This window comes from Halospeciosus flavus (assembly GCF_029814175.1).
GTDB classification, from domain to species: Archaea; Halobacteriota; Halobacteria; order Halobacteriales; family Halobacteriaceae; genus Halospeciosus; species Halospeciosus flavus.
The window spans coordinates 2670511-2688881 of sequence record NZ_CP122312.1; the positions used below are offsets into that span (position 1 = coordinate 2670511).

The window sequence follows — 18371 nt, forward strand, 5'->3', positions numbered from 1 at the left end:
CGCACGTCTCGGCCATGAGCGACCGGGACGTGGAGCCAGCGACGGACGCAGAGCCGGGCGCGCGGCCGGGCGTCGCCAACCTCCTCGACGCCCTCCGGGTGCGCGGCCTCGCAGTACAGGGGTTCGCGGGCGGCGCGATGGTCGCGGTAGCCGTCTACTTCGTCTTCGTCGTGCTGAAGGGGGCGGCGAACCCGCTTCGCTACCTCGTCCTCGGGTTCGTCCTCGCGGTGGCCCTCGGTCTCTTCTTCACGACCGTCCTGGTCCTCGTTCGGACGTACCGGCTCGTCCGCCGACTCGACTGAGCCGCGCGATTCGCGCTACTCCACCTGCCCGGCGAGGTCGGCGAGCCGGTCGGAACCCGCACGCGTCCCCTTGGCGATGAGGACGTCGCCGGCGCGGACCTTCGTCTCGGGTCCAGGCTGGACGACCCACTCGTCGGAGGGGTGGACGGACGTGGTGTAGGTCTTCTCCTCGCCGAGGTGCGACTCGGGGCGACGGATGGCGATGACCCGCATCCCGGTCTCGGTCTTCACCTCGGCCTCGCCGAGCGTCGTCCCCGCGAGGTCGCTTCCCTCGGCGACCTCGACGCGGACGATGACCTCGTCGGACTCCTCGACGGCCTCCTGGACGACGACGTGGGTGTCGAGTCCGCGGAGGACTCCCTCGCTGATCTCGAGGGCGGCGTCGCTGATGACCTCCGTCGAGGTCGCGAGATGGACGAGTCCGCGGAGGTTCACCGGGTCGTCCATGTCCTTCGCCGCTCGGAGGACCCACGCCTCGAAGCGGGACTTGAGGGCGTCGACCTCGGCTTCGAGTTCGACGACTTCGGCGGCGATATCCTCCGAGTCGAAGAGGACCGACCCGTAGGCGAGGTCGACCGCGAGTTCGCTCATGTTCTTCATCAGGACGAGCGAGTCGACGGCACGTTCGAGGTCCTCGACCTCGGCCTCGGCGTACTCGGGCGGTTCGTAGGCGGTCCCGGTCGCCGTCTCGTAGACGGTCTCGACACCCCCCTCGGGACCGCGGAGGAGGAGGACGTCGCCGCCGCGGAGCGTCGTCTCCCGGTCGGGGTTGAGGATCCAGTCGCCGTCCTCTCGGCGGATGGCGATGACGCGCACGCCGGTCTCGGTCTCCATGTTGACGTCGCCGAGCGTCCGGCCCGTGTAGTCGCTCCCGGCGTCGAGTTCCGCGCGAACGAGCGTCTCGACGGCTTCGGGGAGCGCGGTCCGGATGGCGTTCGGGACGCCGATGTCCTCGCGGACGACCTTCGCGATGTCGCCGGCCGCGTCGCTGATCTTCTCGGCGGCGCCGATGATGCCGAGGACGGGCGCGAGCGTCTCCGCCTCGTCCGGGTTGCGAGCGGCGAGCATAATACTCATGCGCGCGCGAAGTTGGAGGACGTCCATGCGTTCTTCGAGCGCGAGCACCTCGGCGGCGATCTCGTCGCTCCCGTGGAGTACCGCCGAGTAGGAGAGGTCGATGAGGAGTTCGGCGGTGTCTTTCATCTCCGCGAGGAGATCCTTGACGCTCGCGGGTTCGTACTCGACGTGGCCGGCCATGTTCCGGGGTTGGTCGCGCCGCCCTAAAAAGACACGTGGGGGAGCGTGGTCCGATTTAGGTCGAAAATACCCTCCGTCATTCGTCGAAAAACGCGACGCCATCCTGCGGTTTCACCGACGATTGCTAATGGAAAATCCTTTTCTAAGGGCATGAAGAATCGTCGGGTATGTCCGACGAACTGAAGAAGGGTCTCGAAGGTGTGCTCGTCGCCGAGTCGGAGCTCAGTTACATCGACGGCGACGCTGGCCGCCTCGTCTACCGCGGGTACGACATCGAGGATCTCGCCCGCGACGCCTCCTACGAGGAGGTCCTCTACCTCCTCTGGCACGGCGAACTTCCGACAGCTGACGAACTCGACGAGTTCGAGGCCGACATGGCCTCGAACCGGACGGTCGACGACGACGTCCTCGCGCTCGTCGAAGACCTCGCCGCCGCCGACGAGGAACCGATGGCGGCGCTCCGCACGGCCGTCTCCGCGCTCTCCGCCCACGACCCCGATGCCGACGCCGACCCGCAGGACACCGAGGTCAACCTCGCGAAGGGCAAACGCATCACCGCGAAGATTCCGACCATCATCGCGGCGTTCACGCGACTCCGCGACGGCGACGATCCGGTCGAACCCCGCGAGGACCTCGACCACGCCGCGAACTTCCTCTACATGCTCAACGACGAGGAACCGGACGACGTCCTCGCCGAGACGTTCGACATGGCCCTCGTCCTCCACGCCGACCACGGGCTGAACGCCTCGACGTTCTCCTCGATGGTCACGGCCTCGACCCTCTCGGACCTCCACAGCGCTCTCACCTCCGCGGTCGGCACCCTCGCCGGACCGCTCCACGGCGGCGCCAACCAGAACGTCATGGAGATGCTCCAGGAGGTCGACGAGAGCGGCAAGGAACCCGTCCGGTGGGTGAAAGACGCCCTCGACAACGGCGAGCGCGTCGCTGGCTTCGGCCACCGCGTCTACAACGTCAAGGACCCCCGCGCGAAGATCCTCGGCGAGAAGTCCGAGGAACTCGGCGAGGCCGCCGGGGACACGAAGTGGTACGAGACGTCCGTCGCCATCGAGGAGTACATGAAAGAGGAGAAGGGTCTCGCCCCGAACGTCGACTTCTACTCCGCGACGACCTACTACCAGATGGGCATTCCCGTCGACATCTACACCCCCATCTTCGCGATGGCCCGCGCCGGTGGGTGGATCGCCCACGTCCTCGAACAGTACGAGGACAACCGCCTCATCCGGCCGCGCGCCCGCTACGTCGGGCCGAAGGACCAGGAGTTCACGCCGCTCGACGAGCGGTAACCCGACCGCCGTTTTCCCTCCGGGTTTTTGCGAGCGACCCGGTGACGGGGACCAGAAACCCGAAGAGTGCGCCGCCCGCAGGAACAGTCGATGCAGGAGACCTTCTTCGCCTACGGGACGCTCACCGACCCCGCGACGGCGGACGCAGTCCTCACCGAGTTCGAGTACGCCGGTGCGGCGACGCTGGTGGGGATGGCCGTCGACGAGTCGGGCGAGCACCCGACGCTCGTTCCCGGCGGACGCACCGAGGGCCGACTCCTCCACACCGCCGAGGTTGAGTCACTCGACGAGTACGAGGGCGTCGCCCGTGGGCTCTACCGCCGCGTGAGCGTTCCACTCGACCGCGAGGGCGACGGCGACGTGCAGGTGTACGTCGGCGACCCCGTGATGCTCGGCGTCGACGGGGTTGCGTGGCCGGGAACCGGCCCGCTCCGCGAACGCGTCGAACGCTACGTCGACGAGGAGGACGTCCGAGTCGTTTAGTTTCACTTTCACTGCGCTCCCCTCGTCTTTAAGTTGGCCGGGGCTGTACCGTCGAGTGCAGTCAGTCTCGGAGTGTCACACGCTGGGTCGTATCGTCGGGAGACGCCGCGTCGGTCAGGTTCCCCTTCCTACCGTAGCGGCCGATGACGGACCGTACACCCGACGTTCTCGCTGTCTGGTCAGTATCCTTTTGAGTCGCTCCGTGTACCTTCAGGTATGCTCGAACTCGACGACGTACTCGCCGCGGAGGACCGGATCGCCGACGTGGCCCGGCGGACGCCGCTGGACTACTCGCACACGTTCTCGGCGATGACGGGTGCGGAGGTCCACACGAAGATGGAGATGTTCCAGCGGACGGGTTCGTTCAAGATTCGGGGTGCGGCGAACCGCATTCGGACGCTCTCGGAGGCGGACCGCGAGGCGGGCGTCGTCACCGCGAGCGCGGGCAACCACGCCCAGGGGGTCGCGCTCGCCGCCTCGCGGAGCGACGTCGACGCGACGGTCGTCATGCCCGAGACGGCCCCTATCTCGAAGGTGAAGGCGACGCGGAGTTACGGGGCGAACGTTGTCCTCCACGGCGTCGACTACGACGAGGCACAGGCGCGCGCCCACGAAATCGAGGAGGCCGAGGGACGGACGTACGTCCACGCCTTCGACGACGAGGACGTGATGGCCGGGCAGGGGACGCTCGGTCTCGAGGTCGTCGACGCCCTCCCCGAGGTCGACACGGTGGTCGTCCCTATCGGCGGTGGCGGACTCATTTCGGGCGTCGCGACGGCCGTGAAGGAGCGGAGTCCCGACACGCGCGTCATCGGCGTCCAGGCGGAGGGTGCGTCGTCGGTCGCGGACTCCCTGCAGAAGGGGAACCCGCAGGCGCTCGACGCCGTCGACACTATCGCCGACGGTATCGCCGTCCGGAAGGTCGGCGAGCACACCTTCCCGGTCATCCGCGAACGGGTCGACGACGTGGTGACGGTCAGCGACGACGAGATCGCGACGGCCGTCGTCTACCTGCTCGAACGCGGGAAGACGCTCGTCGAGGCGGGCGGCGCGGTCGGCCTCGCCGCGCTCCTCGAAGGGAAGTTCGTCTACGAGGAGGACGAGGTCGTCGTCCCGGTCCTCAGCGGCGGGAACATCGACTTGAACCTCCTCACGACCGTCGTCATGCGAGGGCTGGTCGACCAGGGACGCTACGTCAAACTCCGGACCGTCCTCAAGGACCGTCCCGGGTCCCTCCAGGCCCTCCTCGACATTCTCGCCGAGGAACGCGCGAACATCTACGCCATCCAGCACGACCGGACGAACCGCGACGTCGCGATGAACGCCGCGGAGGTCGAACTCGACTTGGAGACCCGCGGAGAGGAGCACGTCGCGGACCTCCTCGACCGCCTCGAAGGCGCCGGCTACGACGTCGAGTTGCTCGTCTGAACGCGGTAGGTCACGGTGAGGAACTGCCGGCCCGAGAGCCACATCTCGTGTGTCGCGACGAGGGTGTCCTCTTCGGATTCCTCGTCGGAGTCCGTCCGTGCGTCGGGTGTGTCGGGGGCGTCGGGTGCGTTCGGTGCGTCCGGTGGCCACACCCGAAACGTCTGGTCCACCGGGAGTTCGAACGTGCCGAGCGGCGTGACGAGGTAGAGTCCGGGGTCTCCCGCCGCGGCGGTGGTGAGTTCGAGACCGGTCCCCTCGGCCGTCCCGTCGAAGTGCGAGAGGTGGAGCACCGTACTCAGGTTCGAGTGGGGTAGGGGTGCGGCGATGTTCACGTATCGCTCGTCGTCGGAGACGTGCGACCCGTAGACGGCGACGAACACGGCCGCGCCGGTCTCGGCGGCGGTCCGAACCCAGGCCCGCGCTCCCTCGCGCGGGTCGGCGGCCGAGTCGACGTCGAGGAACTCACTCTCCAGCGTCCACGGCCCGTCGTCCTCCGAACGGGGACCGGGGAGGTTCAGTTGTTCGAGCAGGGACGTCACGGGTGCGGCCAGCGCCGCGCCGAGACGGAAGGGGCGGTGCCAGTGTACGTCGAAGACCATCGCGTAGTCGCCGGTTCGCTCGTAGAACCGCCGGACGGCGGGGTGGACGTCGTCCGGGTCGAAGTCGTCCCGTGCGTAGGCGGCCAGGTCGTCCATCTCGCCGGCCGGTCGGTCGCCGGTCGTGACGCCGCGGCGCTCCGGCCAGTCCGGCCCGACCCGCCAGCGGGCGGTGAGTGGACTGAACGGGGCGTCCGGCACTCGTGCTCGCGCACGGAGCACGCTCCGGAGTGCGACGGCGAGTGCGAGGAGGACGAAGGAGGTGAGAACGCCGAGCCAGGACCGGTCGCGCATACACGTGTTTCGTGCCGCCGGGTGTTGAACGCGACGGCCCGGGCCTGGGACCGGGACCGGGCCTGGGACCGGGACTGGGTGACCCACAGTTAAGTCGCGGGCACGCGTGTATCCCGGTATGAAGCGAACCATCTCGACACCGGACGCACCCGAGGCGGTCGGCGCCTACAGCCAGGCGACGACGAACGGCGACGTCGTGTTCACCGCCGGCCAGATACCCATGACGCCCGACGGCGACCTCCTCGACGACGAACCCATCGCCACCCAGACCCGCCAGTCCCTCGAGAACGTGAAGGCCATCCTCGAAGAGGAGGGGCTGAACATGCAGGACGTGCTGAAGGTGACGGTGTTCCTCGCGGACATCGACGACTTCGAGGCGATGAACGACGCCTACAGCGAGTACTTCCAGGACAACCCGCCCGCCCGCTCGGCGGTGCAGGCCGGCGCACTCCCGAAGGGAGTCGGCGTCGAAATCGAGGCTATCGCCGCCCAGAAGTAGGGACGTGGACGCCCGCACCCGCGACGCGCTGGCGTGGGGTCTCGTCGGCGTCTTCGCGTTCCTCGTGCTCGCGTTGGGGTACCGACTGTTCGGCGGCCGTCTCGTCCCGTGGCCTGCCGTCCTCGCCGTGGCGCTCGCCGTCGGCGGGATCGTGACGGGTGTGGCACACGCCGCCGCGAAAAGAAGGGTTTAAACGCGACACTCCACTACGATTGGATGCGAGTAAGCCGGGATGGCCGAATGGCAAAGCGCACGCCTGGAAAGCGTGTCCCCGTTAGGGGTTCTGGGTTCAAATCCCAGTCCCGGCGTCTTCTCTCTCCGAACTCACACCGACGAGCGCCGCCGAACCCGTTCTGCCACGTCGCGCATCGTCTCGTACTCGTCGTCGGCGTAGGCGATCAGTCGCACGTCGTCGAGGCTCCGCGGTCGGAAGGCGTCGACTTCCTCACAGATGATCGCGGCGCCGTCTTCGAGTGCGAACCCCGCGACGCCACAGCCGATGGCCGGGAGGACGACCGACGTACAGCGGAGCGCGTCGGCCGACTGTGCCGCGACGTCTCCCTGGACGACGTCGAACTCCATGGACGGGGGATGGCCCGCCGCTCCGTTAGCTCTTACCTGTACTTAAATGGCGGTTCGAACGGGCGTCGGCGGCCCGAAATCGACGGCACACGACTCGTCGTCGACAGTGGCTGTCCGTCCGGTAGTCGCGACGCTCGACTGTTTGGTAGTTAGTACCACGGCACTGGCCGTCAGCGAAGATTTATATAGAAGCACATTCAATCAGCGTGTGACTATGGCAGAGCAGCGGATGCAGGGCCAGCCCATGATCATCATGGGTGAGGACGCCCAGCGAGTGAAGGACAAGGACGCTCAGGAACACAACATCTCCGCCGCCCGTGCCGTCGCGGACGCCGTTCGGTCGACGCTCGGCCCGAAGGGGATGGACAAGATGCTCGTCGACTCGATGGGTGACGTCACCATCACGAACGACGGCGTCACCATCCTCCAGGAGATGGACATCGACAACCCGACGGCCGAGATGATCGTCGAGGTCGCCGAGACCCAGGAGGACGAGGCCGGCGACGGCACGACGACGGCCGTCGCCATCGCGGGTGAACTCCTCAAGAACGCCGAGGACCTCCTCGAGCAGGACATCCACCCGACGGCGGTCATCAAGGGGTACAACCTCGCGAGCGAGAAGGCCCGCGAAGAGGTCGACAACATCGCCGTCGACGTCGACCCCGACGACGAGGGGCTCATCCGCTCGGTCGCCGAGACGTCCATGACCGGGAAGGGCGCCGAACTTGACAAGGAACTCCTCAGCGACATCCTCTACCGCGCGCTCAAGAACGTCGCCGTCGAGGCCGAGGACGGTTCGACCGTCGTCGACGTCGCGAACATCAACATCGAGACGCAGACCGGCCGCGCCGTCGGCGAGTCCGAACTCCTGAACGGCGCCGCCATCGACAAGGACCCGGTCCTCGACTCGATGCCCGTCGAGGTCGAGGACGCGAACACGCTCCTCCTCAACGAGGCCATCGAGGTCGAGGAGGCCGAGGCCGACACGAACGTCTCCATCGACAGCCCCGACCAGCTCCAGAAGTTCCTCGACCAGGAGGAGAAGCAGCTCCGCCAGAAGGTCGACCAGATCGAGGAGGCCGGTGCGGACGTCGTCTTCTGTCAGAAGGGCATCGACGACATGGCCCAGCACTACCTCGCGAAGGAGGGCATCCTGGCAGTCCGTCGCGTCAAGAAGTCCGACATCCAGTTCCTCCACAACGTCCTGGGTGGGTCCATCGTCTCGGACCTCGACTCCGTCACCGCCGACGACCTCGGCCACGGCGACGTCTCCCGTGACGAGGAGGACGAACTCTTCTACGTCGAAGGGCTCAGCGAAGAGTCCCACGGTGTCACCATCCTCCTCCGTGGCTCCACCGACCACGTCGTCGAGGAACTCGAGCGCGGTCTCACCGACGCGCTCGACGTCGCGGCCCAGACCCTCACGGACGGCCGCGTCCTCCCCGGTGGCGGCGCCATCGAGGTCGAGGTCGCCGACCGTCTCCGCACGTTCGCGGACTCCGTCTCCGGTCGCGAGCAACTCGCCGTCGAGGCGTTCGCGGACTCCATCGAACTCATCCCGCGCGTGCTCGCCGAGAACGCGGGTCTCGACCCGATCGACATCCTCGTCGACCTCCGTACGGCCCACGAGTCCGGCGAGGAGCGCACCGGCCTGAACGTCCTCTCCGGCGAACTCGAGGACACCTTCGAGGCCGGCGTCGTCGAACCCGCTCACGCCAAGGAGCAGGCGCTCACCAGCGCCACCGAGGCCGCGAACCTCGTCCTCAAGATCGACGACATCATCTCCGCCGGCGACCTCTCCACCGACAAGGGTGAAGAGGGCGGCGCCGGCGGTCCCGGCGGTATGGGCGGCGGCATGGGTGGCGGCATGGGCGGCATGATGTGAAACTCCCGGAGAGTTTCACAACGGCCCACTGAGGGCTCCTCGTAACAGCCACGTCACCCACTGCACCGTCACGCACCGCTCTCTGACTGTTCGCTTTCTTTCGACGCCACGCCCACCACCGACGGGTATCGCGACTTCTCGCAGAGACGCTGCGCTATCCCGTCGACGCGGCGAACGACGCGGAAACCGGCAGGGAGAACGGAGGTGCTCGGTGGCTACTCTTCGTCGACGTCGAGTTCGAACTGCTCGTTCTCGGCGGGCGAGTTCAGGACGACGCTCGTACTCGACTCCTTGATGTCCGCGTCGGCGAGGAGGCGCTTGATGAGTGCGTTCATGTCGTCGGTGTTGGTGAACTTCCCGACGGCGATGACGTCGAATTCGCCGGTGACTTCGTAGACCGAGATCATCTGCTTCTCGTCTTTGAGTCGCTCGGTCACCTCGGGGAGCGCGTCCCCCTCGATCTTCATCTGGAGGATGGCGGTGACGTCGTAGCCCAGTTTGTCGTAGTTGACGATCGGCGTGTACCCCTCGATGACGCCGTCCGCTTCCAGGTCTTTGAGGTGGTTCGAGACGGTCGTGACCGACACGTCGAGTTCCTCGCCGAGGCTCCGGAGACTCGCCCGACCGTTGTCGAGGAGCGCGTTGACGAGTTTCGCGTCGAGGTTTTCGTAGGTCATACACCCCCGTACTCCCTCGGGGGTTTAGAACTTAACGAATGTCCAGTTCTACATTTTGCCGTCCAAGATTTGCGAGCACCGGTACCGCTTTAGTAGTCCAACAGCACAGACTAAGTGACCTAACTAATGACGAACGGAAATGTCGTTGCAGACGGTGGCCTCACCGCGGAGGCACAGAACGTCCTCGACCGCATCGAAGAGGAGAACGTCGACTTCCTGCGGCTGCAGTTCACGGACATCCTCGGGACGGTGAAGAACGTCTCCGTTCCCGCAGAACAGGCCGAGAAGGCGTTCGAGGAGGGAATCTACTTCGACGGGTCGTCCATCGAGGGGTTCGTCCGCATCCAGGAGTCGGACATGCGCCTGATTCCGGACCCGGACACGTTCGCGATTCTCCCGTGGCGCAAGGAGGCGGAGGGCGGCGCGAGCGCTCGTCTCATCTGCGACGTCGTCACGACCGAGGGTGAACCCTTCGAGGGCGGCCCGCGGCAGGTCCTGAAGTCCGTCCTCGACGAGGCCGAGGAGATGGGCTACACGGTCTCCATCGGCCCCGAACCCGAGTTCTTCCTCTTCGAGAAGGACGAGGAAGGAAACGCGACGACCGAACCGCACGACAACGGCGGCTACTTCGACCTCGCGCCCAAAGACCTCGCCTCGGACATCCGTCGCGAGATCATCTACGCCCTCGAAGAGATGGGCTTCGAGATCGAGGCCTCCCACCACGAGGTCGCCGAGGGCCAACACGAAATCAACTTCAAGTACGACGACGCGCTCACCGCCGCGGACAACATCGCGACGTTCCGTTCGGTCGTCCGCGCCGTCGCCGAGCAACACGACGTCCACGCGACGTTCATGCCCAAGCCCATCGGCGAGATCAACGGCTCGGGGATGCACAGCCACATCTCGCTGTTCGACGAGGACGGCAACGCGTTCGCGAACGACGACGACGAGTTCAACCTGAGCGAGACGGCCTACCAGTTCATGGGCGGTATCCTGAACCACGCCCAGGCGTTCACGGCCGTCACGAACCCGACGGTCAACTCCTACAAACGTCTCGTCCCCGGGTACGAGGCCCCGGTGTACGTCGCCTGGTCCGGCGTCAACCGCTCGGCGCTCATCCGCGTCCCCGACGCCGCGGGCGTCTCCGCGCGCTTCGAGATTCGCTCGCCCGACCCCTCGTGTAACCCCTACCTCGCGCTGGCCGCGGTCATCAAGTCCGGCCTCGAAGGCATCGAGAACGACGCGGACCCCGGCGAGCCAGTTCGCGAGGACATCTACGAGTTCGACGAGGAGAAACGCGAAGAGTACGGCATCACGACCCTCCCCGGGAACCTCGGCGAGGCCGTCGCCGCCCTCGAGGAGGACGAAGTCGTCCAGGAGGGACTCGGCGAGCACGTCTCCGAGAAGTTCGCCGAGGCCAAACGCCAGGAGTTCGCGGAGTACAAGACCTACGTCTCCGGCTGGGAGGAAGACCGCTACCTCGAGAAGTTCTGAACCGCGGGGACGCCCACCAGCCCCGCGCCGCCGAACAGACTACACAGCACTACGGCCCACGACGGCATCGCGACCCGGAGCGCGGCGACGCTGATCGCGCCCACGACGACGAGTCCGACGCCCGTCGCCACCGTACTCGCCCCATTTTCCGGGAGGTCCTCGCGTACCGCGAGCCACGCCACGAGCGCGCCGAGTGCGAACCCCGTCCCGACGACGCTGTCTCGGTTCGCGCCGGTCAGGACGAGCGCGGCGACGCCGACGGCGACCGCGAACACGTACCCGAACACGACGCGCTCGCGAGTGAGGCGGACGACGGTCCACGCGAACGCGGCGCCGAGCAGGAGTCCGACGACGACGTCGAGGAGGTAGTGGACGCCGAGGAAGAGCCGCGTGAACGAGACGAAGACGGCGATTCCGGCGGCCACGGCGTAGCGCGCTCGCTCGGACCACCGGCCGAGGAGCGCTCCCAGCGACCCGTAGATGGCGGCGCTCCCGGTCGCGTGGCCGCTCGGGAAGGCGAAACTCTCCTTCGGGACGAGCGTGACCGCCGCCGGCGGACGCGGGAGGCCGAAGAACGCCTTCGCGCCCTCGACGAACGCGAGGACGCCGACGGCGACGGCGAGGACCCGTGCTCCGTCGCGAGTCGCCAGCAGTCGGTAGCGCGGGCCGACCCAGTAGGCGAGCGTCGCGGTCACCATCAGGAACCAGGGGTCGCCGAGTTGGGTGAACGCGAAGAGGAGCGGGACGAGCATCTCGGGGACGAGCCCCGACAGGAACTCGGTGAGGCCAACGTTACGCATCGTTTAGCGTTTCGAACGGAACCAGCTCATCGCTTTTCCGGGTACGTCGGCGGCGCTGAACCCGGCGCCGACGAGCACCATCAGGGTGTAGAGTCCGAGCGTCGAGAGCCAGATTACGACCATCGCGAGGATGGCCCACCCGCCCGAGAGCAGGTAGAAGGCGCCCAGCGTCATCGCCGTCCCGTACAGGAGGACGAGGTACGGTCCCCACCCGCGGGCGTGGTTCCGGCGGACGCGTTGCTCGACGTACTCGTGGAGGTCCGCTTCGAGGTCGTCTCTCGAGACCGTCTTCCGGTCGAGACGTTCGCGGACCTCCCGCAGTTCCTTGGCCATCTCAGTGACGTCCGGCGCCGACTCGGGGCGTTCGACCTCGACGTCGGCGTCGGCTTCGTCTTCGGTGCGTCCCGCGAGCACGGCGTTGAGTTCCGCCCCGAGCATGATAACGATGCCGCTCACGTACAGCCAGGTGACGAAGAGGATGACGGCGCCGAGCAGTCCGTATATCTCGTACTCGTCGGCGTAACCGGCGTAGAGTCGGAACGCGTGGGTCAGCACCGTCCACCCGACGGCGGCGAAGAGCGTGCCCGGCCACACTTCGGCGAGTTCGAGTTCGGCGTCCGGGAAGACGTAGAACATCGGGAGGAAGACGACGAAGAGCATCACGACGAGCACCACGACGCCGACGACGCCCGCGTAGGGGACGACGTCGAGGACGGGCACGAGGATGCCGACCGCGACGGCGGCCCCGGCGGCCACGGCGATAGAAACGAGGACGACCAGCGCGTCTCGGAGTTGGTCGAGGATGCCCTCGACCTCGGTGACGCCGTAGACGGTGGAGAAGGCGGTGTCGAGGCCGCGGAAGAGTTTGAGGCCGGACCAGAGCAACAGCGCGACGGAGACGACCGTCGCGCCCTGTCGGCCGTCCGGGTTCTGGAGTGCGTTTTCGAGGAGCCGTTGGCCACTCTCCGCGAGGACGCCGGCCGTGGCGTTGGCGACGGCGTCTGCGAACCCCGCCCCGACGTACGACCCGACGGCGACGACGAGCAACAGGAGGGGGATGAACGAGACGAACGCGTAGTACGCGACGGCCGCCGCGAGGAAGGTGATACGGTTATCCTTCGCGTCTGCGGCGACGGCGCGGACGAGCCCGGTGGCGGCGGCGAGACGACTCACGCCAACTCGTTCGCTACCGCCCCACTAATAACCTGTTTAGTTCGCCGCGAGGACGGCCTCGCGAATCTCGCCGACGTCGGCCTCGGTCTTGAAACGCGTGCCCCCGAAGTGGGTTCGAGAGGCCTCGTGGCCGGCGTCGCGGAGCACCGCCAGGAAGTCGTCCATCGCGATGGCCGACTCGCCCCAGCGCTTGTACAGTTTGTGTTGGTTGTAGTGGAACGGGACGTGCAGTTCGTCGGCGATCGTCTCGAGCGTGTCTCGCGCGCGGTCGAAGCGACCCATCTCCTCGGAGAGGTGTTCGCGGACGTCGCGGACGAAGTCGGCGTCGTGGGCGGGGCCGAGCCACACCGGGCCGGCCGTGACGACGTTGTCGCCGCCGCAGTGGGGACAGCCCTGGCGTTCGCCCTCGAGGAGACCGTACTCCCACTCCCGGTAGAGACACTCCGGGCAGTGGTGGACGTTGCCGAGTTCGTCGAGGGCGGCGTCAGCGTCGGTCGCCCGGTGGTCGAGTTCGAGGTAGGTCCGGACGTAGTGGTCGGTGACGTGCGAGAGGACCGGTCGGACGCCGACGTCGTAGCGGGCGGCCGTGCGCGCGAGCGTCGAGAGGAGGACCCGAAGGCCCATCTCGGCGTGGTCCTCGGTGTTGCGGGGGACCGCGCTGTAGCGGCGGACGCCGCTCTCGAAGTGGGCGCCACACAGCGGGGCGGTGTCGGTGGCGGTCACACAGACGAGGTCCCGGGTGTTGGCGAACGCCGCGTCCGCGAACGGGACGGGCGAACCGAACGGGTCGACGTCGACGACGTCGAACACCCGGTCGACGTCGTGGAGGACCGCGTTGGCGTCCTGGAGGAGAACCTCGCCCTCCAGGTCGTTGCGGTCGAGGTTGTCGCGCGCGAGCGAGACGGCGTCGGCGTCGACGTCGGCCATCGTCACGTCCCACCCCTCGGCGGCGGCCCGGACTCCGCGGATGCCGCTGGCCGCGGTGGCGTCGAAGTATCGTTCGGCACGCTCCTCGCGGTCGCCGAACGCGCGGAGGACGGCGACGGTGATGTCCCGGTTCAGTTCCTGGTCGGGGTTGAAGAAGACGCCCGACGCGGCACCCTCGCCGCCGCCGGAGGCTTCGGGGACCTCGATGGAGACGGCTCCCTCGGATACGTCCATACCGGACCGTGGGTGTTGTGACGAAAAAAGGAACCGCAAGTGGCCGGGGATGAGTGGCCCCGGCCGCGAAAACGACGTCGGTCGACGTGGTCGGGGAGTCAGTCGTCGGCCGTTCCTGGTTCCTCCTCCTCGCGGTCCTGCGAGGTGATGGGGTCGGCCTGGTCGTCGCTGTACCCCTCCGAGCCCTCGATGCGCTCGCGGGCCTCGGGGTCGAAGCGCTTCTCGATTCCCTGGTAGCGACTGACCAGCGAGAGGTCGTGGTGGGACTCCGTCTCGTGGCCGAGGTAGCGGTCTTCGAGGTCGAACTGCGCCTGCTCGGCGTTCTCCCCGATGTTCTTCATGTCCTCGTAGACCGCGTGGGCGCCGGAGTGCAGCGCGTAGAGCGTGATGAAGATGTAGTCGTATCCGAGGTCGCCCAGTTCCTGGAAGGTGAGCGGGTCCTCCTCCTCGGACCACGCGAACGACGAGGAGTAGTTGAACGCCAGCGAGAGGTCCGGGTGCGTCTCGTGGATGGTCTCGGCGTACTCGACGGCGTCCTCCCGACTCGGGTCGGGCATCTCGGGCCAGACGAGGTCGACGCCGGCGTCGGCGTACATCCGGCCGCGTTCGAGGTGCTCTTCCCAGTCGCCGTTCGCCGAGCCGTAGGCGTCGGTCCGGGCGATGACGACCGTGTCTTCGGACTGCTTGGCGTCGACGGCGGCCTCGAAGCGGGCCTTGGCGTCCTCGCGGGAGACGATCTTCTTGCCCGCGATGTGGCCACAGCGCTTGGGCGTCGTCTGGTCCTCGATGTGGACGGCGGCGACGCCGGCCTTCTCGTACTCGCGGACGGCCCGCCGGACGTTGTGGATGCCGCCGTAGCCGGTGTCGCAGTCCGCGACGACCGGGAGGTCGGTCGAGTCGACGATGCGCTTCGCGTTCTCGACCATCTCGGTCATCGTGACCATCTCCAGGTCCGGGAAGCCGAACTGGCCGAGGACCGTGGAGTAGCCGCTCATGTAGGCGGCGTCGAGCCCGGCGCGCTCGGCGAGGCGGGCGTCGAGCGCGTGGAAGATGCCGGGCGCGAAGGTGTAGTCCTGCTCGTCGAGCAGTTCGCGGAACTCCCGACCCGCGGGGTTGTCGATGTCGCGGGCGGTGTAGTCGGGGTAGTCCTCGTCGCCGCTCATCGTCCGTCCTCCGTGAGGCGGTGGCTCCAGACGTCCTCCTCCATCGTCTCGCGACGCTGGCGGGCGTCGGTCGTCGGCTCGTCGTCGTTCAGGTTGGGAATCGCGGGCAGTCCGGTGTTCTCGGCGTCGGTGTAGTGTCGGGTCATGTTGGTGGGGTTCGGGGTCGTCTGTGGAAGTCGTCGGTCGATGCGTCCGTCGCGGCGTGTTTGGGGTGTACGGGTACGGACATCGCATCCGGGAAGACCGCCTATTCTTAATTAAAGTTAATGTTAGATTGTGTTTCCAGTGTGCTACACTCATTAACTATCATTAAGGACTGGTTCGGTGGACGGTGGACCGAACCCGTTTTACTCGTTCGCGGCGAATCGAGAGGCGTGACGGCCGTCGACGACTGGCGCGCGGCGCTCTCGGAGACCGGCGAACTCACGCCGCCGATAGTCGAACGTATTCTCGACGTCCACGGCGACCGCGGCCAGCGGGCCATCGAGGCGGTCTCGGAGGGGCGCGTGAAGGAGTACCGGGACTTCACCGTCGTCGTCGGCCACTCGGACGAGTACGTCGTCGAGGACGGTGGCTGTACCTGCGAGGACAGCCAGTACAACCTCGACCCCGCGGACCCCGAAGAACGCTGCTGGCACGCCCTCGCCGCCGACATCGCCGAGCGCGTCGGCGAGGTCGACTACCACGACATGTGGTACTCCGAGGTCCGCGACTTCCTCTAACCCGGCCCGTACCGTTTTCTCCCTCGGGTGCGCGTCGTCGGGCATGGAACGACGTCGCTTCCTCGCCACCGCCGGGGCCGCCTTCGGCGGCCTCGCTGGCTGTAGCGCACCCACGAAGTCACCGCGTCGACGCCTCGACAACGGGAGTTTCGAGGCGGGTCTCCGCTCGTGGTCGGTCGGGACGGACCTCCCGACGGACCCGAACACTGGTGGGCCGGTCGAGACCGACGTCCGCGTCACGGGCGAGCGTGCGTCGAGCGGCGAGCGCGCGCTGGAACTGTCCATCGACGGTCGCCAGGACGACGGGATGGTGTGGGTCCAACAGCCCGTCGACCTCGGGCACGGGTCGACGCTCGCCGTCGACGTCTACAGCCCACAGGAGTCGTTCAACACCATCACGAAGGTCGCGGCCTTCGCCGGTCCGGACCGCGTCCTCCGCGAGAGCGAGTTCGACACCTCACGGGCCGTCGAGGACCACGGCGGGTGGAAGACCTTCGAGTACCCCGTCGACGGCGACGGCCTGGGCGTCGTCGCGGTGGGAATCTCGGTCGTCTGGGAGACGGAAGTGACGCGGTGGGTGGACGACGTTCGGTTGGTGGACTGACCCCGACGTGATCGAGCACCGGGACACAACTCAGTTATCCGGCCCCATATCTCGACAACGCCGGCCATATCTGAGAAACGGGCCGAATATCGGCCCAACTCGGCGTACATCTCGGAAACGGCGGCGATAACTGAGAAACGGAGTGGCCGCGTCGCTCGTTTCGCTACGCGTCCGACTCGACGCAGATGTCGACGAAGTTCCGGAGGATTCGGAGGCCGGTCTCGCCGGACTTCTCGGGGTGGAACTGGGTGCCGAAGACGTTGCCCGCCTCGTTGGCGACGATACTGGGGAAGTGGACGCCGTAGTCGGTGGTCGCGACGACCGCGTGCTCGTCGTCGGGTTCGGCGTAGTAGGAGTGGACGAAGTAGGCGTACTGTCCGTCCACCCCGTCGACGAGCGGGTGGTCGCGCTGGACGTCGAGTTCGTTCCACCCCATGTGCGGGACCTTCACGTCGAGGTCGGCGTCGAAGCGGACGTTCGTCCCGGGGATGAGGCCGAGACCGTGTGCCTCGCCCTGGCCGGCGCGGGTGGACTCCTCGCTACTGTCGAGGAGCATCTGCATCCCGAGACAGATGCCGAACACCGGCTTGCCCGCGTCGGCGGCCTCCGCGAGTGCGTCGCGGAACGGCCCGGCGTTCTCCATCCCCTCGCTGAACGCGCCGACGCCCGGGAGGACGATGCCGTCGGCGTCGTCGAGGGCCTCGGGGTCGTCGCTGATGGTCACGCTCGCGCCGGCCCGTTCGAGACCACGGGAGACGCTGCGGAGGTTCCCCAGTCCGTAGTCGACCACGACGACCGAGGCGTCGGTCTCCTCGGGTGCGGTCTGCCGCGTACTCATACCCGTGGGTAGGACGAGCGGGGGCAAGTCGCTTTCCGTTCGCGCGGGTGTCCTCGAACGTGCTCACCCCGGAAGGAAAAATCTTATTCACATCCTCACGTATTCGTAGGTGACCACATGGTCCAACGACGTGACTTCCTCAAATCGGCGGGTGCGGTGGGCGCCATCGGCCTCTCCGCAGGGTGTATCGGGAACTTCGGTTCGCAACCGTACGGCGACGGTACGGTCACCTTCGTCATGTCTCCGTCCGAGCCACAGGAGTACATGATGAAACAGTACAAGCCGGTCAAGCAGTTCCTCGCGGAGAAGACGGCCTCGAACGTCGACGTCAAACTCCAGTACGCGGCCGACTACACCGCGGTGCTGCAGGCGCTCGGGAGCGGGAACGCCGAGATCGCCGAGACCGGTCCGTTCGCCGCGGCACTCGGCGTCAAGGCCGAGAAGGCGAACATCGCGCTCCAGCGCTACGCCTACGGCTCGTGGGACTACTCCAGCGTCATCGTCACGCGGAAGGACTCCGGAATCGAGACGTTGTCGGACCTGAAGGGCAAGAAGATCGCCTTCGCGGACATGACCAGCGCCAGCGGCTCGCTCTACCCGCTCTACCAGCTGAAACAGGCCGGTCTCGACGTCGGGAAGGCTCCCCGGAGCGACGAGGGCGCCGACTTCTCGGCGACCTGGTCGAGTCACGCCCAGGCGTTCCAGGCGATGAAGAACGGCCAGGCGGACGCCTGTGGCGTCGGTCGATTCATCACGGTCAAGGACGCCGACGAGAACGGCGACGGCGAACGCGACTACAAGGACTTCGTCCAGGAGGTCTCCCGGTACAAGGGCATCCCGCGTGCCCCCGTCGTCACGAGTCCGACGCTCTCCACGGAGAAGAAGGAGAAACTCGTGAGCATCCTCGACGGTGCGCCGAACTCGATGTACTACGGGGCCGACGGGAAGGAGGGGACCAACGACGACCTCTGGTTCAGCAAGATGCGACCTGCCGATCTGAAGACCTATCAGCCAGTCATCGACGTGGCGAACGACCTCGGTATCAGCACCGACCTCCTCAGTTCGGCCTGAGACACGCCCTCACGTCTCGGGCGTCTCTCGACTCCGGA

General features: G+C 67.0%; 20 protein-coding genes, 1 tRNA gene and 1 pseudogene. 12 read left to right on the forward strand and 10 right to left on the reverse strand.

Annotated elements, in window-relative coordinates; genetic code table 11:
- Positions 1 to 14 precede the first annotated feature (14 nt).
- Positions 15 to 302 carry a DUF7536 family protein gene (locus P0Y33_RS14055; RefSeq protein ID WP_279528016.1) on the forward strand — a complete coding sequence of 96 codons (288 nt, stop codon included), beginning with the start codon at positions 15 to 17 and terminating at the stop codon, positions 300 to 302.
- A gap of 15 nt (positions 303 to 317) precedes the next feature.
- Here the strand turns inward: P0Y33_RS14055 and P0Y33_RS14060 are convergent, their stop codons facing one another.
- The gene (locus tag P0Y33_RS14060; RefSeq protein WP_279528017.1) at positions 318 to 1559 is read right to left on the reverse strand and encodes a potassium channel family protein; all 1242 of its coding nucleotides are present in this window, start codon (positions 1557 to 1559) and stop codon (positions 318 to 320) included.
- 167 nt (positions 1560 to 1726) lie between these two features.
- Between P0Y33_RS14060 and citZ the strand changes: the two genes are divergently transcribed.
- The 3 genes from citZ to ilvA all read left to right on the forward strand — a co-directional run bounded on the left by citZ (position 1727) and on the right by ilvA (position 4774).
- The gene (gene citZ, locus P0Y33_RS14065; protein ID WP_279528018.1) at positions 1727 to 2863 is read left to right on the forward strand and encodes a citrate synthase; all 1137 of its coding nucleotides are present in this window, start codon (positions 1727 to 1729) and stop codon (positions 2861 to 2863) included.
- 90 nt (positions 2864 to 2953) lie between these two features.
- Positions 2954 to 3346 (forward strand): gamma-glutamylcyclotransferase family protein, encoded by a 393-nt coding sequence (locus tag P0Y33_RS14070; RefSeq protein WP_279528019.1) that lies wholly within the window; start codon positions 2954 to 2956, stop codon positions 3344 to 3346.
- A gap of 216 nt (positions 3347 to 3562) precedes the next feature.
- Positions 3563 to 4774 carry a threonine ammonia-lyase gene (ilvA, locus tag P0Y33_RS14075; RefSeq protein ID WP_279528020.1) on the forward strand — a complete coding sequence of 404 codons (1212 nt, stop codon included), beginning with the start codon at positions 3563 to 3565 and terminating at the stop codon, positions 4772 to 4774.
- Here ilvA and P0Y33_RS14080 read toward each other — a convergent pair.
- Positions 4750 to 5664 carry a hypothetical protein gene (locus P0Y33_RS14080; protein ID WP_279528021.1) on the reverse strand — a complete coding sequence of 305 codons (915 nt, stop codon included), beginning with the start codon at positions 5662 to 5664 and terminating at the stop codon, positions 4750 to 4752. The two genes, ilvA and P0Y33_RS14080, sit on opposite strands and share 25 nt — an antisense overlap.
- Before the next feature lie 118 nt (positions 5665 to 5782).
- On the opposite strand from P0Y33_RS14080, the gene P0Y33_RS14085 reads away from it, so the two are divergent.
- The 3 genes from P0Y33_RS14085 to P0Y33_RS14095 all read left to right on the forward strand — a co-directional run bounded on the left by P0Y33_RS14085 (position 5783) and on the right by P0Y33_RS14095 (position 6471).
- Positions 5783 to 6163: a RidA family protein gene (locus tag P0Y33_RS14085; RefSeq protein WP_279528022.1), complete on the forward strand. Its 381-nt coding sequence runs from the start codon at positions 5783 to 5785 to the stop codon at positions 6161 to 6163.
- Positions 6164 to 6167: 4 nt separating this feature from the next.
- Positions 6168 to 6356, forward strand: coding sequence for a hypothetical protein (locus tag P0Y33_RS14090; protein ID WP_279528023.1), 189 nt, complete (start codon positions 6168 to 6170; stop codon positions 6354 to 6356).
- 33 nt (positions 6357 to 6389) lie between these two features.
- A tRNA-Ser gene (locus tag P0Y33_RS14095) sits at positions 6390 to 6471 on the forward strand.
- A gap of 16 nt (positions 6472 to 6487) precedes the next feature.
- On the opposite strand, the pseudogene P0Y33_RS14100 reads toward P0Y33_RS14095, so the two are convergent.
- Positions 6488 to 6715, reverse strand: a pseudogene (locus P0Y33_RS14100) (macro domain-containing protein); the annotation flags it as partial.
- A gap of 244 nt (positions 6716 to 6959) precedes the next feature.
- Here P0Y33_RS14100 and thsB point away from each other — a divergent pair.
- Positions 6960 to 8630, forward strand: a complete 1671-nt coding sequence (thsB, locus tag P0Y33_RS14105; protein WP_328518014.1) for a thermosome subunit beta — start codon at positions 6960 to 6962, stop codon at positions 8628 to 8630.
- Between the two features lie 215 nt (positions 8631 to 8845).
- Here the strand turns inward: thsB and lrp are convergent, their stop codons facing one another.
- Positions 8846 to 9307 carry an HTH-type transcriptional regulator Lrp gene (gene lrp / locus P0Y33_RS14110; protein WP_279528024.1) on the reverse strand — a complete coding sequence of 154 codons (462 nt, stop codon included), beginning with the start codon at positions 9305 to 9307 and terminating at the stop codon, positions 8846 to 8848.
- Between the two features lie 126 nt (positions 9308 to 9433).
- Between lrp and glnA the strand changes: the two genes are divergently transcribed.
- Positions 9434 to 10801: a type I glutamate--ammonia ligase gene (gene glnA / locus P0Y33_RS14115; protein WP_279528025.1), complete on the forward strand. Its 1368-nt coding sequence runs from the start codon at positions 9434 to 9436 to the stop codon at positions 10799 to 10801.
- Here the strand turns inward: glnA and P0Y33_RS14120 are convergent.
- The 5 genes from P0Y33_RS14120 to P0Y33_RS14140 form a co-directional block, all read right to left on the reverse strand.
- Entirely contained in the window at positions 10783 to 11601 is an 819-nt protein-coding gene (locus tag P0Y33_RS14120; protein ID WP_279528026.1) for a phosphatase PAP2 family protein, read from the reverse strand. The genes glnA and P0Y33_RS14120 overlap by 19 nt on opposite strands.
- Positions 11602 to 11604: 3 nt before the next feature.
- Positions 11605 to 12774, reverse strand: a complete 1170-nt coding sequence (locus P0Y33_RS14125) for a YihY/virulence factor BrkB family protein (RefSeq protein ID WP_279528027.1) — start codon at positions 12772 to 12774, stop codon at positions 11605 to 11607.
- Positions 12775 to 12810: 36 nt separating this feature from the next.
- On the reverse strand, positions 12811 to 13935 hold the full coding sequence (locus P0Y33_RS14130) for a tRNA (guanine(26)-N(2))-dimethyltransferase (RefSeq protein WP_279528028.1): 1125 nt from the start codon (positions 13933 to 13935) through the stop codon (positions 12811 to 12813).
- A gap of 98 nt (positions 13936 to 14033) precedes the next feature.
- Complete coding sequence (gene aceA, locus P0Y33_RS14135) at positions 14034 to 15098, reverse strand: isocitrate lyase (protein WP_279528029.1); 1065 nt, start codon at positions 15096 to 15098, stop codon at positions 14034 to 14036.
- Entirely contained in the window at positions 15095 to 15244 is a 150-nt protein-coding gene (locus tag P0Y33_RS14140; RefSeq protein WP_279528030.1) for a hypothetical protein, read from the reverse strand. The genes aceA and P0Y33_RS14140 overlap by 4 nt, the downstream gene beginning before the upstream one ends.
- Before the next feature lie 228 nt (positions 15245 to 15472).
- Here P0Y33_RS14140 and P0Y33_RS14145 point away from each other — a divergent pair, with 228 nt between their 5' ends.
- Both P0Y33_RS14145 and P0Y33_RS14150 read left to right on the forward strand, forming a co-directional pair.
- The gene (locus P0Y33_RS14145; protein WP_279528031.1) at positions 15473 to 15820 is read left to right on the forward strand and encodes a hypothetical protein; all 348 of its coding nucleotides are present in this window, start codon (positions 15473 to 15475) and stop codon (positions 15818 to 15820) included.
- Between the two features lie 43 nt (positions 15821 to 15863).
- On the forward strand, positions 15864 to 16424 hold the full coding sequence (locus P0Y33_RS14150) for a hypothetical protein (protein WP_279528032.1): 561 nt from the start codon (positions 15864 to 15866) through the stop codon (positions 16422 to 16424).
- 163 nt (positions 16425 to 16587) lie between these two features.
- Here the strand turns inward: P0Y33_RS14150 and hisH are convergent, their stop codons facing one another.
- Positions 16588 to 17262, reverse strand: coding sequence for an imidazole glycerol phosphate synthase subunit HisH (gene hisH, locus P0Y33_RS14155; protein WP_279528033.1), 675 nt, complete (start codon positions 17260 to 17262; stop codon positions 16588 to 16590).
- 117 nt (positions 17263 to 17379) lie between these two features.
- Between hisH and phnD the strand changes: the two genes are divergently transcribed.
- Positions 17380 to 18333 (forward strand): phosphate/phosphite/phosphonate ABC transporter substrate-binding protein, encoded by a 954-nt coding sequence (phnD, locus tag P0Y33_RS14160; protein WP_279528034.1) that lies wholly within the window; start codon positions 17380 to 17382, stop codon positions 18331 to 18333.
- Positions 18334 to 18371 lie beyond the last annotated feature (38 nt).

What these genes read in the sequence shown, in the direction of transcription:
- ilvA (WP_279528020.1), top strand. Translation starts at nt 3,563, where the DNA reads ATGCTCGAACTCGACGACGTACTCGCCGCGGAGGACCGGATCGCCGAC.
- P0Y33_RS14130 (WP_279528028.1), bottom strand. Translation starts at nt 13,935, where the DNA reads ATGGACGTATCCGAGGGAGCCGTCTCCATCGAGGTCCCCGAAGCCTCC.
- P0Y33_RS14140 (WP_279528030.1), bottom strand. Translation starts at nt 15,244, where the DNA reads ATGACCCGACACTACACCGACGCCGAGAACACCGGACTGCCCGCGATT.
- glnA (WP_279528025.1), top strand. Translation starts at nt 9,434, where the DNA reads ATGACGAACGGAAATGTCGTTGCAGACGGTGGCCTCACCGCGGAGGCA.
- P0Y33_RS14150 (WP_279528032.1), top strand. Translation starts at nt 15,864, where the DNA reads ATGGAACGACGTCGCTTCCTCGCCACCGCCGGGGCCGCCTTCGGCGGC.
- hisH (WP_279528033.1), bottom strand. Translation starts at nt 17,262, where the DNA reads ATGAGTACGCGGCAGACCGCACCCGAGGAGACCGACGCCTCGGTCGTC.
- P0Y33_RS14070 (WP_279528019.1), top strand. Translation starts at nt 2,954, where the DNA reads ATGCAGGAGACCTTCTTCGCCTACGGGACGCTCACCGACCCCGCGACG.
- aceA (WP_279528029.1), bottom strand. Translation starts at nt 15,098, where the DNA reads ATGAGCGGCGACGAGGACTACCCCGACTACACCGCCCGCGACATCGAC.
- lrp (WP_279528024.1), bottom strand. Translation starts at nt 9,307, where the DNA reads ATGACCTACGAAAACCTCGACGCGAAACTCGTCAACGCGCTCCTCGAC.
- citZ (WP_279528018.1), top strand. Translation starts at nt 1,727, where the DNA reads ATGTCCGACGAACTGAAGAAGGGTCTCGAAGGTGTGCTCGTCGCCGAG.
- P0Y33_RS14060 (WP_279528017.1), bottom strand. Translation starts at nt 1,559, where the DNA reads ATGGCCGGCCACGTCGAGTACGAACCCGCGAGCGTCAAGGATCTCCTC.
- P0Y33_RS14120 (WP_279528026.1), bottom strand. Translation starts at nt 11,601, where the DNA reads ATGCGTAACGTTGGCCTCACCGAGTTCCTGTCGGGGCTCGTCCCCGAG.
- P0Y33_RS14055 (WP_279528016.1), top strand. Translation starts at nt 15, where the DNA reads ATGAGCGACCGGGACGTGGAGCCAGCGACGGACGCAGAGCCGGGCGCG.
- thsB (WP_328518014.1), top strand. Translation starts at nt 6,960, where the DNA reads ATGGCAGAGCAGCGGATGCAGGGCCAGCCCATGATCATCATGGGTGAG.
- phnD (WP_279528034.1), top strand. Translation starts at nt 17,380, where the DNA reads ATGGTCCAACGACGTGACTTCCTCAAATCGGCGGGTGCGGTGGGCGCC.
- P0Y33_RS14085 (WP_279528022.1), top strand. Translation starts at nt 5,783, where the DNA reads ATGAAGCGAACCATCTCGACACCGGACGCACCCGAGGCGGTCGGCGCC.
- P0Y33_RS14080 (WP_279528021.1), bottom strand. Translation starts at nt 5,664, where the DNA reads ATGCGCGACCGGTCCTGGCTCGGCGTTCTCACCTCCTTCGTCCTCCTC.